The following is a 15,896-nucleotide window of genomic DNA, read 5'->3' as shown; positions in this document are numbered from 1 at the left end:
TGCCGCCTAGTGCTCGGGGCGCAGCAACAGTGTCGCGACGACGCTGATCACCGCGGTGGCCACCAGGTACCCGCACGCCAACCAGGGGGTGCCGCCGCCCGCCGCGATCAACGCCGTCAGGATCAGCGGGGTCAGGCCAGAGGCGTAGACCCCGGAGAGCTGATACACCGTCGACAGCCCCGTGTAGCGGGTGCGGGTCGGGAACAGTGACGCGTACAGCGTGCCCTGCGCGCCGTAGAACCAGGCGTGAATGACCCCGAACGCCAACAACATTCCCACCGCGTACGCCACGATGTTGCCGGTGCCGAACAACGCGAACGCCGGGAACACCACGACCGCGTATGCGGCGATGCCCGACGCGTAGACGGCCTTCGGGCTGAACCGGTCGGCCAGGAGACCCGACACCGGCAGCAGCACCGCCATGAGCAGCGCTGCCGCGGTCACCACGGCCAGGACGGGCACCTTGCCCAGGTGCAGGGTCGCGGTGGCATACGAGATGGTGAACACGCCCCAGGTGTTGAACGCGGCGCCCTCGCCCCAGCGTGACAAGAGGCCCAGCACGGTCGAGCGCAGCGTCGGGGGACGGAAGATCTCCTTCACGGGGACCGCCGAGCGTTCGTCGTCGTCGCGCAGCTTCTCGAACGCCGGGGTCTCGGCCACCCGGAACCGCACCACGACGCCGAAGATCACCAGCACGACGCTGAACAGGAACGCGATCCGCCACCCGTAGGCCTGGAACGCCTCGGCCGACAGCCACAGCTGCAACAGTACGAACACCCCGGTGCCGAGCGCCAGGCCCAGCGCCAGCCCGACCTGGGGGATGCTCCCGAACAATCCGCGGCGATGACGAGGGCTGTGCTCGACGGCCAGCAGCACCGCGCCGGCCCACTCACCGCCGAGGGCGAATCCCTGAACCACGCGCAACACCAGAAGCAGGACCGGCGCCAGCACACCGATCTGCGCCGCGGTGGGCAGCACACCCATCAACGCGGTGGCCGTGCCCATCAGCAGCATCGTCAGGGCGAGCGTCTTCTTGCGGCCGATCCGGTCGCCGATGTGACCGAAGACGAATCCGCCGATGGGCCGGACCAGGAACCCGACCGCGAACGTGGCGAACGCCAGCATCGTGCCGACGAAAGAGCTCTGGTCCGGGAAGAAGGTGTGGTTGAACACCAGGCTCGCGGCCGTGGCGTACAGGAAGAAGTCGTACCACTCGATCGTCGTCCCGAGCACGCTGGCCAGGACCGCGGTGCGCACCGTGGCGGGATTGGTGGGTGTCGCTGGGCCCGTCTGGGCGGGGGCGGCGACGGGCGTCAATGTCACCCTAGTTGTCTAGTTACCGCCACTCGCCCCGCCCAGCGTTGTGCGCACCCTGATCGAAACCCGCCCCGAAAGAAGCGAAATGGTCGCTACCGTCGTGCGGCAGCGACCATTTCGTTGACTTCGGAGATCAGGGAAGCTGGTTACCCGAAGGCCAGATCGATGATCTCCTGCTGTTCGACGGCATGCACCTTCGACGACCCCGAGGACGGAGCCGACATCGCGCGCCGCGAGATCCGCCTGATCGGGGTGAAGTAGTCCGGCAGCACCTCGGGCAGGGTCAGGCCCAGCGACGGCCATGCACCCTGGTTGGCCGGCTCCTCCTGTACCCAGAACTTCTCCGTGGCGTTCGGGTAGCGGTCCAGCGTCTCCGCCAGCCGGCGCCGCGGCAGCGGGGCGAGCTGTTCGAGACGCACGATCGCGACGTCCTCACGGTTGTCCTTGGCCTTGCGCGCCGCCAGGTCGTAATAGATCTTGCCGCTGCACAACAGGACCCGGGTGACCTTGCTGCGGTCGCCCTCACCATCGGTGTAGGAGGCTTCCTCCAGCACCGAGCGGAACTTGTTCTCGGTGAAGTCCCGGATGTCGCTGACGGCGGCCTTGTTGCGCAGCATCGACTTCGGGGTGAAGACGATCAGCGGACGCTGGATGCCGTCGAGGCCGTGGCGGCGCAACAGGTGGAAGTAGTTCGCCGGGGTCGACGGCACCGCGATGGTCATCGAACCCTCGGCCCACAGCTGCAGGAAGCGCTCGATGCGGCCCGACGTATGGTCGGGGCCCTGGCCCTCGTGGCCGTGCGGCAGCAGCAGCACGACGTCGGACAGCTGACCCCACTTGGCCTCACCGGAGCTGATGAACTCGTCGATGATCGACTGGGCGCCGTTGACGAAGTCGCCGAACTGGGCCTCCCACAACACCATTGCGTCCGGATTGCCCACCGAGTAGCCGTATTCGAAGCCCACCGCGGCGTACTCCGACAGCGCCGAGTTGTACACCAGGAGCTTGCCGCCGGTCGGGGTGCCGTCGGTGCTCGTGGCCAGCAGCTGCAGCGGGGTGAACTCCTCGCCGGTCTTGCGGTCGACGATCACGGCGTGGCGCTGGGTGAACGTGCCGCGCTGGGTGTCCTGGCCGCTCAACCGGACCAGCTTGCCCTCCGAGATGAGCGACCCGAGCGCGAGCAGCTCGGCGAATGCCCAGTCGACCTTGCCTTCGTAGGCCATCTCCCGGCGCTTCTCCAGCACCGGCTTGACGCGCGGGTGCACGGTGAACCCGTCCGGCAGGGCCAGGTGGGCATCGCCGATCCGGGCCAGCAGCGACTTGTCCACCGCGGTGGCCAGCCGCTGCGGGATCTGCTGGTCGGACTCGACGGACTCGCTGGGTTCGGCGGCGTGCTTCTCCAGTTCGCGCACCTCGTTGAACACCCGCTCGAGCTGGCCCTGGTAGTCGCGCAGGGCGTCCTCGGCCTCTTTCATCGAGATGTCGCCGCGGCCGATCAGGGCCTCGGTGTAGGCCTTGCGGGAGCCGCGCTTGGTGTCGATGACGTCGTACATGTACGGCTGGGTCATCGACGGGTCGTCGCCTTCGTTGTGTCCGCGGCGGCGGTAGCACAGCATGTCGATGACGACGTCCTTCTTGAACGCCTGGCGGAAGTCCACGGCCAGCCGCGCCACCCAGGCGCACGCCTCCGGGTCGTCGCCGTTGACGTGGAAGATCGGCGCACCGATCATCTTGGCGACGTCGGTGCAGTACTCGCTGGAGCGCGAATCCGTTGGCGCCGTGGTGAACCCGATCTGGTTGTTGACCACGATGTGGACCGTGCCGCCGGTCGTGTAACCGTTGAGCAGCGCGAGGTTCAGTGTCTCGGCGACCACGCCCTGGCCGGCGAATGCCGCGTCGCCGTGCAACATCAGCGGGACGACGGGGTACTCACCGGAGACGTCGGCGTCCCTGCTGCCGTCCAGTAGATCCTGCTTGGCCCGGACCAGGCCCTCGAGCACCGGGTCGACCGCTTCGAGGTGCGACGGGTTGGCGGTCAGCGACACCTGAATGTCGTTGTCGCCGAACATCTGGATGTAGTTGCCGGATGCGCCGAGGTGGTATTTCACGTCGCCGGAGCCATGCGCCTGCGACGGGTTCAGGTTGCCCTCGAACTCGGTGAAGATCTGGCTGTAGGGCTTGCCTACGATGTTGGCCAGCACGTTGAGCCGGCCGCGGTGTGGCATGCCGATGACGACCTCGTCGAGCGCGTGCTCGGCGCACTGGTCGATCGCGGCGTCCATCATCGGGATGACGGTCTCTGCACCTTCGAGCGAGAAGCGCTTCTGCCCAACGTATTTGGTTTGCAGGAAGGTCTCGAACGCCTCGGCCGCATTGAGCTTGCTCAGAATGTACTTCTGCTCGGCGACGGTCGGCTTGTCATGCTTGATCTCGACGCGTTCCTGCAGCCAGCGTTGCTGCTCGGGCTCGAGGATGTGGGTGTACTCCACGCCGATGTGGCGGCAGTACGCATCCCGCAGCACCGACAGCACATCGCGCAGCTTCATGTGTTGCTTGCCGGAGAACCCGTCCACCTTGAACTCGCGGTCCAGGTCCCACAGCGTCAGCCCGTGGGTGTTGACGTCGAGGTCCGGGTGACTGCGGAACCGGGTGTTGTCCAGTCGCAGCGGGTCAATGTCGGCCATCAGGTGGCCGCGGTTGCGGTAGGCCGCAATCAGTTCGATGACACGTGCGTTCTTGTCGGCGATGGAGTCCGGGTTGTCCGTGCGCCAGCGCACCGGCTCGTACGGGATGCCGAGTTCGCGGAAGATTTCGTCGAAGAACTCGTCGTCCAGCAGCAACTGGTGGATGGTGCGCAGGAAGTCACCCGACTCCGCGCCCTGGATGATGCGGTGGTCATACGTCGAGGTCAGGGTGATCAGCTTGCCGATGCCCAGGTCGGCGATGCGTTCCTCGCTGGCGCCCTGGAACTCGGCCGGGTACTCCATGGCGCCGGCACCGATGATGGCGCCCTGGCCCTGCATGAGCCGCGGCACCGAGTGCACGGTGCCGATGGTGCCCGGGTTGGTCAGCGAGATCGTCACGCCGGAGAAGTCCTCGGCGGTCAGCTTTCCGTCGCGGGCCCGCCGCACGATGTCCTCGTATGCTGCGATGAACTGGCCGAAATGCATGGTCTCGCAGCGCTTGATCGCGGCCACGACCAGTGAGCGGCTGCCGTCCTTGCCGGGCAGGTCGATGGCCAGGCCCAGATTCGTGTGGGCCGGCGTGACCGCGGCGGGCTTGCCGTTGGCCTCGGCGAAGTACCGGTTCATGTTCGGGAACTTCTTGACCGCCTGCACGATGGCGTAGCCGAGCAGGTGGGTGAAGCTGACCTTGCCGCCGCGGGTGCGCTTGAGGTGGTTGTTGATGACGACGCGGTTGTCGATCATCAGCTTGGCCGGGATGGCCCGCACGCTCGTCGCGGTGGGCACCTCCAGCGAAGCGTTCATGTTCTTGACGACGGCTGCTGCGGCGCCGCGCAGCACCTGCGTCTCGTCGCCCTCGGCCGCGGTGGGAGCGGCCGGCGCAGCCTTGGCCGGAGCCGCTTTTGCCGGAGGCTTCGCGGGCGCCGCCGGAGCGGCGGTCGCCGGAGCGGGCGCCGCAGGCGCGGCCGGAGTTGCTGCTGGCGCAGCCGGCGCTGCTGGCGCGGCCGGAGTTGCTGCTGGCGCAGCCGGCGCCGTCGACTGACCGTTGGCGACGGTGTTGTCGGTGGTGGGCTCAGGGGAGTAGTCGACCAGAAATTCGTGCCAACTCGGATCCACCGAAGAGGGATCCTCGCGGAACTTGCGATACATCTCCTCGACCAACCACTCGTTCTGCCCGAATGGTGAAGGTGAACTGCTCACGGCAGACACTCGCCTCGATTCTTATGTCCGGCTCGCCGTCACAAGGAGGCTTGCCGCTTGTGTTTCTTCTGTGGGCGGTTGACCCCGCTCGACCGCCGCATAAAGGCTATCGCCTTTCGGCGCGACCCGAGGTCGGCATGGGCCTCAGGACTTTGCGGACGGCAGTACATGCAGCGTTGCAGGCCACCGCGGCGGGGGCGCGCCGAACGCCTGGCGGGCGTTGGCGACGATCTTCTTACCCATCAGCCGGTTGCCGACACCGCCGATGACAGCACCGATACCCACCGGCAGCATCTTGCCGAAAGCCATCGCGCCGCGCTTGAGCGTATACCGCTTGACGAAGTACTTGACCAGCCGGGAGTTGAGCTGCGACACGGCGGGCAACGGTAGGGTCGCGGCACCGTCGGACAGCCATGCGCCGCTTGTGCGTCCGGTGCCCAGGAGGTCGGCGATGGCGTGCTTGCTGTCATCGCCGACGAGCACCGAGAGCACCAGGGCGCGGCGCCGTTCGCGGTGGTCGGCGGGGATGCCGTGGACCTCGGCGACCGCCAGCACGAACACCGACGTGGCTTCGAGGAACACGACTGTCTCGCCGGCGACGGCCGACAGGGCCACCAGGGTCCCGATGCCCGGGAACGCCGCCGCGGAGCCGACGGCGGCACCGCTGGCCATCACTGCGGCCAGGTAGTGCTTCTCGAGCCGGGTGACGATCTGGGCCGGGGTGGCATCGGGCTGGTTGCTGCGAAGCCGGTCCACGTACGCCTTGACCGCGGGCGCCTGGACCCGTGAGCTGCCCTCGATGATGGTCGAGAGCACCCTGGCGGCGGCGCTGGGATCTTCGGACGCCTCGACCGTCGCAGGCAGTTGTGGCTTGGACCGCGCACGCACTTCGGGGCCTCCCAGGTGTGAACCCATCGTTGACTGCCAGGCTAACGCGTGACCTGACGCCGGGAGAACGAACGACGACCGGCTGCGGGTGCCCGAGGGTGACGGCTGTCACTGCGTACGTCCGCCGGACGTGACGGGGAACAAAAAACTCAAATGCGGGGCTGTTCAACTTCATGGCATCATCGCCCGACGTGGGGCAGGCAGCATCGGCAACAGCGCACACTCGGATGCCGGGCCGGATCCGGATGATCCTGGTGCTGGGCGCCCTGGTGGCGCTGGGGCCGCTGACCATCGACATGTATCTGCCGGCGCTGCCCCGGATCGCCGACGAGCTCTCGGTCTCCTCCTCGGTGTCGCAGTTGACGCTCACCGGCACCCTGGCCGGCCTGGCACTCGGCCAGCTGATCGTCGGCCCGCTGTCCGATTCGCTGGGCCGCAGGCGTCCCTTGATGGCGGGCATCGTGCTGCACATGGTGGCCTCGGTGCTGTGTGTACTGGCGCCCAACATCGCGATCCTCGGGCTGGCCCGCGGACTGCAGGGCATGGGTGCGGCGGCCGCCTCGGTGGTGGCCATCGCCGTGGTCGGTGACCTCTACAGCGGCACGGCGGCGGCGACGGTGATGTCGCGGTTGATGCTGGTGCTCGGGGTGGCTCCGGTGCTGGCGCCGTCGTTGGGCGCGGCGGTGCTGTTGCACGGGTCCTGGCACTGGGTCTTCGTCGCGCTGGTGGTGGCGGCCGGCGGACTGTTGGTGATGGCTGCGCTCGCCCTGCCCGAGACGCTGCCGGTTTCGCACCGGCGCCCGCTGGCGGTGGGCGGCATCATCGGCACCTACGTCGAGCTTCTGCGTGACTCGCGGTTCGTGATCCTGGTGCTGGTCGCCGCGCTGGGCATGTCCGGGCTGTTCGCCTACATCTCGGCCGCGCCGTTCGTCCTGCAGGGCCATTACGGTCTGGACCAGCAGGCGTTCGCGTTGGTGTTCGCCGCGGGCGCCATCGCGCTGATCGGCTCCACACAGTTCAACGTGGTGTTGCTGCGCCGGTTCTCGCCGCAGGCCATCACGGTGGCGGCGCTGACCTGGTCGACACTGGCCGGCGTGGTGTTCGTCGCACTGACGGTCGCGCACGTGGGCGGGCTGTCCGCGTTCTTGGTGCCGGTGCTGGCGATCCTGGCCGGGATGGGTCTGGTGCTTCCCAATGCCCCGGCGGTGGCGCTGTCGCGCCATCCCGACGCTGCCGGAACGGCGGCCGCGCTGCTGGGCGCGGCGCAGTTCGGGCTCGGTGCCGCGGTGGCACCCGCGATCGGGGCCCTGGGCAACGGTGCGCCGGCGTTGTCGTGGGTGATGACGGCCGGCATGGCGATCGCCTTGGCAGCGCTGCTGATGGTGGGTCGGCGTAACGGTGACGACGATGCCGGCGAATACCCAGGCGACACGCTCGACGTCGCTCCGGAGGCGGTTGTCGAGCCGGCCTGACCCGTCCCGGGTAGCGTCGGCTGGGCGCGCCAACAACCCAAATTAGGTCGGACCCGAGGCCCAACCCACCACATTCGACATGTCTCCAGTGCTGAACGCCCGCACCCCGAGCCCGCAGGGCAGGGTGTCCGCGCGTCCGGAGAATCCGTGGAACGCGCTGTGGGCCATGATGGTCGGCTTCTTCATGATCCTGGTGGACGCGACGATCGTCGCGGTCGCCAACCCCACGATCATGGATCAGCTCGGTGCGGACTACGACGGGGTCATCTGGGTGACCAGTGCGTACCTGCTCGCTTATGCGGTGCCGTTGCTCGTCGCCGGTCGGCTCGGCGATGTGTACGGGCCCAAGAACCTCTATCTGGCCGGACTGGCCGTGTTCACCTTGGCCTCGCTGTGGTGTGGTCTGGCCGGCAGCGTCGAGATGTTGATCGCCGCACGCGTGGTGCAGGGCATCGGCGCGGCGTTGTTGACGCCGCAGACCTTGTCGACGATCACCCGCATCTTCCCGCCCGAGCGGCGCGGGGTGGCGATGAGCGTGTGGGGTGCGACCGCCGGGGTGGCCACCCTGGTCGGGCCGCTGGCCGGTGGCGTGCTGGTCGGGGGACTGGGCTGGCAGTGGATCTTCTTCGTCAACGTGCCGATCGGAATCCTGGGTCTGGCGCTGGCGGTGTGGTTGGTTCCGGTGCTGCCGACCCAGCCGCACCGGTTCGACGTGCTGGGCGTGGTGTTGTCCGGCGTCGGCATGTTCCTGATCGTGTTCGCGCTGCAGGAGGGGCAGTCGCGGGACTGGGCGCCGTGGGTGTGGGCCACCGGGGCCGTCGGCATCGCGGTGATGGTGGCGTTCGTGTGCTGGCAGGCGGTCAACACCGCCGAGCCGCTGATCCCGCTGCGGATCTTCAAAGACCGCGACTTCAGCCTGGCCAACGTGGGCGTCGCGACGATCGGGTTCGCGGTGACAGCGATGATCCTGCCGCTGATGTTCTACGCCCAGACCGTATGCGGACTGTCGCCGATCCGCTCGGCCCTGTTGACCGCGCCGACCGCGATCGCCAGCGGTGTGCTGGCACCGGTGGTGGGCCGCATCGTCGACCGGGCACATCCGACGCCGGTGATCGGCTTCGGCTTCTCGGCCATGGCGATCGGGTTGACCTGGCTGGCGCTGGAGATGACCCCGACGACACCGATCTGGCGGCTGCTGCTGCCGCAGGTGGTGATGGGCGTCGGGATGGCGTTCATCTGGTCCCCGCTGGCCGCGACGGCGACGCGCAACCTGCCACCGGACCTGGCCGGGGCGGGGTCGGGTGTGTACAACGCCACGCGCCAGGTCGGGTCGGTGCTGGGCAGCGCCGGTATCGCGGCGTACATGACGTCGCGCATCGGCGCCGAACTGCCGGGGGCGGCAAGTGCGGCGCCGCGCGGGGAGGGTGCGGCGGCCGAGCTGCCCGAGTTCCTGCACGCGCCGTTCGCCGCGGCGATGTCGCAGTCGATGCTGCTGCCTGCGTTCGTCGCGCTGTTCGGTGTGGTGGCGGCCCTGTTCCTGCTCGGTTTCGATGCCCGGCCCACCTTGGCGGCGGAGCCCGATCCGGAGCCCTACATCGATCCTCGTGACGACGATGACGACGACTACGTCGAGTTCGCCGTGAGCCATGACGGCGACGACGACGACGTGGACGACGAGGCGGTGACGGATGCATTCCGGGCGGTCCCCGTGGCTCAGCCGGTATCGGCTGACCCCGACCGGTGGGAGAACCTCTACGCCGAGTTCATGTCCGAGCGTGACCAAACAGTACGGCGCGATTGAGGTAACCACCGGGGTCGAACGCGGCCTTGACCGTGCGCATTGCCGCGATGTCGGCCTCGGTGCGTGACATCGCCACGTAGTCGCGTTTGCGTGAGCCGACGCCGTGTTCGGAGCTGACGTTGCCGCCGCAGTCGGCGATCAGCGTCATCATCGCGGCGTACAGCCCGGGTTCGGACTGGGTGGAGCAGCGCAGCACGTTCAGGTGCAGGTTGCCCTCGCCGATGTGACCGAACAGCACCGGGATGGCGTCTGGCGCGTGGCCGGCGATCAATTCGGTGGCCGCGTCGGTGAAACCCTGGATGGCTGACAGCGGCAGGGAGACATCGAATTTCAGTGGCGGGCCGAACAACCCGAGTACCTCGGCCACCGATTCGCGCACCTGCCACAACCGCTGCTGGGAGTTCGTGTCGACGCCGACGGCAGGTTCGCCGCAGAGGTCGGCGCCCTCGAGCGCATCGGCCAGGCGTTCGGTCTGGTCGCTGTCACCGGCCAGTTCGATCAGCAGCTGCCAGGCACCGTCGACCGGGGCGCCCACGCCGAGGTGCTCGGCGGTCAGTGCGCTGGCTCGGGCGTCGATCAACTCCAGGGCGGCGATGCCCTCGAGGTCGCGGAAGATGCGGCCGGCGCCGACCAGTGCGTCCAGGTTGGCGAACCCGCAGATGGCGGTGACCCGGTGGGTGGGGGAGGGATGTAGCCGGAGGTCCAGGCCGGTGATCACGCCGAGGGTGCCCTCCGCGCCGACGAAGAGGGAGGCCAGGTCGTAGCCGGTGTTGTCGCGTCGTACCCGGCTGTGCCGGTGCACCACCGACCCGTCGGGCAGTGCGACGTCCAGGCCCAGTACCTGCTCGCCCATGTTGCCGTACCGCACCGTGCGCAACCCCCCGGCGTTGGTGGAGGCCATGCCGCCGACCGTGGCCGATTCCCGCGCGGCAAGGTCCACCCCGAACGCCAGCCCGGCCGCGGTGGCAGCTCGCTGCACGGCGGCCAGCGTCACCCCGGCACCGACACTGACCCGGCGCTCGACGGTGTCGACGGTGCCGATCTCGGTGAGTCGCTCGGTGGACAGCAGGATGTCGTCGTTCTCGGGCACCGTCCCGGCCACCAGCGAGGTTCGGCCGCCCTGCACCGTGACACACGCTCCGGCGTCGCGGCAGGCCCGCAGCACCGCGGCCACTTCGTCGGCGCTGCCGGGGCGGACCAGCGCGGTGGCCTGTCCGCGGTAACGCCCGGTGTGGTCGACGCAGCGACCGTCCAACACGTCGGGGTCGGTGGTGACGTACCCGGCACCGACGATCCCGGCAAGCGTTTCGGTAAGCGTTTCAGTCACCGGTCGGGTGTATCACAGGATCGGTCAGGGCCAGGAATGCACCGAGCGCGATCAGGCTGTCCGGCTGAGCCGGCAGATAGTCGGTGAGCTGGGGTGAGCGCACGATGTACGCGACATATTTGGCCCGGCTGATCGCCACGTTGAGCCGGTTGCGGTTCAGCAGGAACCCGATCCCGCGGGGCACATCGGCGGCCGAGGACGCCGTCATCGATACGAAGACCACAGGTGCCTGTCGGCCCTGAAACTTGTCCACCGTGCCGGCCTGTACCTCGGTCAGGCCCGCCGCGTCGAGAGCTCGACGCACGGTGGTCACCTGGGCGTTGTAGGGCGTCACCACCAGGAAGTGGTCCTGCCCCAGCGGCGTGCTGCCGTGCTCGTCGGTCCATGTGGTGCCGAGCAGGCCGGTGATGGCCGCGACGATCGCTGCGGACTCTTCGGGACTGTCGGTCGAATTGCCCAGGTGCCCGACCTCGAGTACCCGAACTCCGGGTTCGATACCGTCGAGTTTGCGTGCGCCACTGACCTTTTCGTGTGACTTCAGCCGACCGTCATAGGACAGGCGCGACACCGGGCCGCACACTGCCGGATGCATCCGAAACGAGCAGTCCAGGAAGTAGCCGCGGTCGGCCGGCAGCGTGTGCGCACCCTCGACCAGCCACCCCAATGCGGAATCGTCGACCGGTGCCGGATGGGTGCCCTGGCAGACCTGGGGCAATTGCTGCGGATCCCCCAGGAGCAGAAGGTTGCGTGCGGCCGGGGCCACCGCGACGGTATTGGCCAGGTTGAACTGGCCGGCCTCTTCGATCACCAGCAGGTCGAGGCAAAGGCGCGGGACCCGGGCCTCGTTCGCGAAATCCCATGCGGTACCGCCGATCACGCATCCGGGATGATCGGCGATGAACGAGGCGTACTGATTCTGGTCGATCTCAGTCCACCGGGGGTCGGCGCCCTTGCGTTTCTTGGCAACCAGCGCGGCGTCCACCCCGGCGTCGATCACCTGATCCAGCAGGTGCTCGATCACCGCGTGTGACTGCGCGACGATGCCGATCCGCCAGTGATATTCGTTGGCCAGGTGGGCGATGATCTTCGCCGACGTGTGGGTCTTGCCTGTGCCGGGCGGCCCGTGCACCGCGAGGTATGAGGAGTTCAGATCCAGCAGGGCCGCGGTGATATCGGCGGCGGTCTCCCCGCCGCGGGGCAGTGCCCGGCCGCTGACGGTGCGGGGTGGGCGGCGCAGCAGGACATCGGTCACCGCGTCGGCGGGCAGCTTCGGCAGACCGGCGGAGACGGTGGTTGCCGTGCTGTCGATGGATGCCTGCAGGGGCTTGGTGTTGATCGGCGGCCCGGGGGTCAGCGCGAACGGCACCTGGGCGAAGGTGTCGCCGTGTTTGGGTTGGCGTTCGGTGATCACCACCTCGGTGGGCGCATCCGGGTTGTTGCACTCGACGACGGCGGCGCTGCCGAAGCCGCGACGGTCCGGGTCGTCGGACAGGCCTGCCGGTGCCGGCGGGGCGTAGAGCGCGTACACCTCGGTGCCCAGCTCCCCGGTGTCGATGGTGCCGGTCAGCAGGACCTGTCGTTGTGGTTTGCGGGCCCGGGGCGGGGTGTGCCAGTCGGTCACGACCCGGGCTTGTTCGGCGACGAAAACACCTGTGCTGTCGGCCCATTCGTCGACGGGACTGTTGATCCGATCGAAATGACCCCACCAGAACGGTTTGTCCTCACGTTTGTGGAAACCGCGGGCCGCGGCGATGAGCGCCACCGCCTGTTGCTCGGCCGTTCGAGGTTCCACTCCGTCACCGGCGAAGCGCATCAGCTTGCGGTCGACGGCGTCGGCCTTCTCGATCGGTGCTCCGTCACGCACCGGTTGTGGGCCGCGCGGTGGCACCTCGGCTTCGAACGCTCGATTGATCAGCCAGTCCCGCAGCCGGTGGGTGGACCGGCAGTCGTAGCGGTTGTAGTCCTCGATCTCCTTGAGCACGGTGGCGGCCTCGTCGTGGTGACCGGCGTCGCGCAGTGCGCAGTAGCGTGCGTATTCGGTGATCGAATCGGTGGCCTTCGTGACCTCACCGCCGCGCAATTCGTTACCCATGTACAGCGGTTCCAGCGATTTGATGCTGTAGTTCTCGGTGCCGACGCGAATGCTCTTGCGTACCAACGGAAGCAGATCGACGAGGATACCGTTGCGCAGCAGGTCGTCGACATCGTTCTCGCCGACCCCGTAGCGGCCGGTCAGACGCAGCAGGGTGCTGCGCTCATAGGGCGCGTAGTGGTAGATGTGCATCTTGGGAAAACGCTTGCGCCGCTTGCGGACCAGGTCCAGGAAATCGATGAGTACCTGGCGTTCGCTGGCCCGGTCGTGCGCCCACAACGGCTGGAAGTTCCCTTCGGCGCCCAGAACGCCCCACAGGTATTCCAGGCCCCAGTCCTGACCGTTGGCCGTCCACAACGGGTCGCCTTCGTAATCGAAGAACAGGTCGCCCTTGTCCGGATCCGGCAGCAGCATCAGCGGCTGCGGATCGGCGACTTCGTAGGGCGGCTTGCCATCTGGCCGCGGTGCCACCTGCAGCCGGGCCTGCCCGCTCAGCGCGGTCAGGGCGCGCTGGGCCAACCCGGGCGCCGCATCGGTGTGGTCGGCCAGTTGACGGGTGGTGGTGACACCGGCCTCGATGAGCCGGGCGCGCTGGCTGGCCCGAATTCCGGCCACCAGGAACAGGTCGTCGGTGGCGCGGATCTGCTGCTCGCATTCACTGCAGCCGAAACACGCCCGCACCGTGTCGTCGGACCACTGCACTGCGGTGCCGCCGGCGAGGTGACCGTCGAGCAGTGCCTGAAGCGCGGTGCGCCGCGGGCGGTACACCGCCAGCAGTTCTTCGACGCGGTAGCTGGACATCGCCCCGTCGCCGAGGACGAGGTCGACCTCATCGGCGACCGGCACGCCGGCGCCCGACAGCACATCGGCGTAGGCGGCCAGCTGGAGCAGCGCCTCCACCTTGACCGAGCGGGACAGTTTGGTGTCCCGCAGGCGGTAGCGCTGACCGTCCCAGATCAGGAAATCGGCGAACCCGGCGAACCGTCCGTCGAACATCGCGGCCTGATAGATCGCCGGGTCGCGGCGTTGCACCGCTTGGAGGGTGGCTTCGGCCGCCGTCGTCAAGCCCGCCGCCGTGTAGGTGGGCCGGCCGATCACCGTCACCTCAGAGTCGGCGCGCAGGTCCTCGAGATGGCGCTGCTCGTGTTCGCCGCCGAGTTGTGCGGTGCGAGCCAGCAGTTCGTCGTCGGACGACACCGCAGGGCCACGACCGAGCTGCGCGTCGAAGGAACGCAGCAGGGCGTACTCACAGCGGGCGGCCGCGGCCAGATCCGAGGCGCTGTAGATGACCGTCGGACCCGACGCGCCCTCGTCGGTGACGAACACGCTGCCACTGTAGGTGAACGCCCCGACACGTCAGGCCGCTTGCGCGGTGAGGTGCGCGGTGGCGGTCCGGAGGAACTCGGCAACCAGGGGGTTCGGGTCACCGACGCGGCTGGCTACCAGGACCCGGCTGGCCGCGAACCCCACCACCGGCACGGTGACCAGGTCGGCGCGCAACGAGGTGCGCCGATCGCCGACGGGCAGCACGGCGATCGCCTGCCCGCCCGCGATGAGCTCGAGCCGGTCCTCGAAGCTCTCGTTGAGGGGACCGGCGGAGACCGGCCCGGGGTCACTTTCCCGGTAGGAGCCGGTCGGGTAGATCGACCGGGCCCCGCCGTGGGGGCAGATGAATTCCTCGCCGGCGAAATCGTGCGGTGACACCGCGGTTCGGTCGGCCAGGTGGTGGTCGGTTGGCACCACCAGCATGCGCGGCTCCTCGTAGAGCACGGTGATCCGGGCCCCGGCGGTCGGGATGAACAGCGGGTCCCTGGCAACCAGGACATCCACCTGTCCCTCGGTGAAGGCCCGCTGCTCGTGGCACTCCAGGTGGTGGGTGCTGATCTCGGCCCCGGGGTGCAGGCGGCGCAGTTCCCGGACGGCCGGGGTGATGATCAGGTCCTCGACATAGCCGACGATGATCTTGCCGGCCGGGGCGTAGGCGCGCGCGGTCAGTGCGGCCTGTCGTGCGGCCTGCAGGAGGGCCTGGGCCTGCGGCAGGAACGCCTTACCGGCCTCGGTGAGCAGGGCGCCCTGCGGTGTGCGATCGAGCAGGCGTACACCGAGACGCTTTTCCAGGCGCTGAATCTGGCGACTCAGCGACGGCTGTGCCAGGCGCAGCTCGGCGGCCGCCCGGCTGAAGTTCAGCTGCTCTGCCACCACCGTGAAATACCGCACCAGCCGCAGCTCGAGGTCGACCCCGGAATCGTTCACCGTGCTGTCTCCATGAGACATCTCAACCCCGGCGTGACCCAGGGGTATTCCGTTTCGGTATGCCCGGGTGCCGAACAGGTCTTGGACGCCCGTCGGCGGCTGCCGAAGACTCGAACGCATGGGCAGATACGACGGCAAGAATGTGGTGATCACCGGGGGCAGCAGTGGTCTGGGGTTGGCGGCCGCACAGTTCCTGGTGGACAACGGCGCTCGGGTCATGGTGACCGGCCGAGGACAGGACACCCTCGACGATGCGGGCCGCCGCCTCGGCGACAACGGAATCACGGTCCGCAGCGATGCGAGCTCGCTGGCGGATATCGACGCCCTGGCCGACCGTGCCAGGGGCGAATTCGGCACGATCGACGCGCTGGTACTGAACGCCGGCATCGGCAGCTTCGACCCCTTCGACGCGGTGACCGAGCAGACCTTCGACAAGGTCTTCGCGATCAACGTGAAGGGTCCGTTCTTCACCGCCCAGCGACTGGCGCCGCTGCTGTCCGAGGGCAGTGGCGTGGTGCTGACGACGTCGATCGCCAACCAGACCGGGTGGGATGCACTCAGCGTGTACTCGGCCAGCAAGGCGGCGCTGCGATCGATGGCTCGCACTCTCAGCCGGGAGTTGTTGCCCAGGGGAATACGGGTCAACGCGATCAGCCCCGGCTCGATCGACACCGGCAAGTTGGAGAAGGAAGTGCCGGAGAAGGCCGCCCAACTCAAGGCCGAGTTCACCGCGAGCAGTCCGATGAAGCGATGGGGCCGCGCACAAGAGTTCGCGCCTGCGGTGGCGTTTCTGGCGTTCGACGCGACATATGTCGCCGGGATCGAGCTGGTGGTCGACGGCGGCGAATCGCAGCTGTGAGAG

At 68.2% G+C, this 15,896-nt stretch carries 9 protein-coding genes; 3 read left to right on the top strand and 6 right to left on the bottom strand.

All coding sequences use genetic code 11. The features are described from left to right. Positions 1-6: 6 nt before the first annotated feature. The 3 genes from EYZ64_RS23615 to EYZ64_RS23605 all read right to left on the bottom strand — a co-directional run bounded on the left by EYZ64_RS23615 (position 7) and on the right by EYZ64_RS23605 (position 6,116). On the bottom strand, positions 7-1,317 hold the full coding sequence (locus EYZ64_RS23615; RefSeq protein WP_135460209.1) for an MFS transporter: 1,311 nt from the start codon (positions 1,315-1,317) through the stop codon (positions 7-9). A 146-nt stretch (positions 1,318-1,463) separates the two neighbouring features. After that, the gene (locus EYZ64_RS23610) at positions 1,464-5,201 is read right to left on the bottom strand and encodes a multifunctional oxoglutarate decarboxylase/oxoglutarate dehydrogenase thiamine pyrophosphate-binding subunit/dihydrolipoyllysine-residue succinyltransferase subunit (protein WP_135457223.1); all 3,738 of its coding nucleotides are present in this window, start codon (positions 5,199-5,201) and stop codon (positions 1,464-1,466) included. A gap of 144 nt (positions 5,202-5,345) precedes the next feature. Further along, on the bottom strand, positions 5,346-6,116 hold the full coding sequence (locus EYZ64_RS23605) for a hypothetical protein (protein WP_135457222.1): 771 nt from the start codon (positions 6,114-6,116) through the stop codon (positions 5,346-5,348). 146 nt (positions 6,117-6,262) lie between these two features. Here EYZ64_RS23605 and EYZ64_RS23600 point away from each other — a divergent pair, with 146 nt between their 5' ends. Together EYZ64_RS23600 and EYZ64_RS23595 are read left to right on the top strand one after the other, a co-directional pair. Further along, positions 6,263-7,561, top strand: a complete 1,299-nt coding sequence (locus EYZ64_RS23600) for a multidrug effflux MFS transporter (RefSeq protein ID WP_135457221.1) — start codon at positions 6,263-6,265, stop codon at positions 7,559-7,561. A gap of 79 nt (positions 7,562-7,640) precedes the next feature. Beyond that, the gene (locus EYZ64_RS23595) at positions 7,641-9,362 is read left to right on the top strand and encodes a DHA2 family efflux MFS transporter permease subunit (protein WP_135457220.1); all 1,722 of its coding nucleotides are present in this window, start codon (positions 7,641-7,643) and stop codon (positions 9,360-9,362) included. On the opposite strand, the gene EYZ64_RS23590 is transcribed toward EYZ64_RS23595, so the two are convergent. From EYZ64_RS23590 to EYZ64_RS23580, 3 genes are read right to left on the bottom strand one after another with little or no spacing between them, the layout of a single operon-like run. Beyond that, positions 9,325-10,689: an FAD-binding oxidoreductase gene (locus tag EYZ64_RS23590; protein ID WP_135457218.1), complete on the bottom strand. Its 1,365-nt coding sequence runs from the start codon at positions 10,687-10,689 to the stop codon at positions 9,325-9,327. The genes EYZ64_RS23595 and EYZ64_RS23590 overlap by 38 nt on opposite strands. Further along, positions 10,682-14,107 carry a TM0106 family RecB-like putative nuclease gene (locus EYZ64_RS23585; protein ID WP_135457216.1) on the bottom strand — a complete coding sequence of 1,142 codons (3,426 nt, stop codon included), beginning with the start codon at positions 14,105-14,107 and terminating at the stop codon, positions 10,682-10,684. Before EYZ64_RS23585 ends, EYZ64_RS23590 begins: the two co-directional genes overlap by 8 nt. Positions 14,108-14,137: 30 nt before the next feature. After that, the gene (locus EYZ64_RS23580; RefSeq protein ID WP_135457214.1) at positions 14,138-15,034 is read right to left on the bottom strand and encodes a LysR family transcriptional regulator; all 897 of its coding nucleotides are present in this window, start codon (positions 15,032-15,034) and stop codon (positions 14,138-14,140) included. A 118-nt stretch (positions 15,035-15,152) separates the two neighbouring features. On the opposite strand from EYZ64_RS23580, the gene EYZ64_RS23575 reads away from it, so the two are divergent. Beyond that, the gene (locus EYZ64_RS23575; protein ID WP_135457212.1) at positions 15,153-15,893 is read left to right on the top strand and encodes an SDR family oxidoreductase; all 741 of its coding nucleotides are present in this window, start codon (positions 15,153-15,155) and stop codon (positions 15,891-15,893) included. Positions 15,894-15,896: the final 3 nt, after the last annotated feature.

It is taken from the genome of Mycobacterium sp. DL99, assembly GCF_004762045.1.
Lineage (GTDB): Bacteria > Actinomycetota > Actinomycetes > Mycobacteriales > Mycobacteriaceae > Mycobacterium.
Note: the sequence above shows the minus strand (reverse complement) of the source record. Positions and strands in the feature narration are given on the sequence as shown.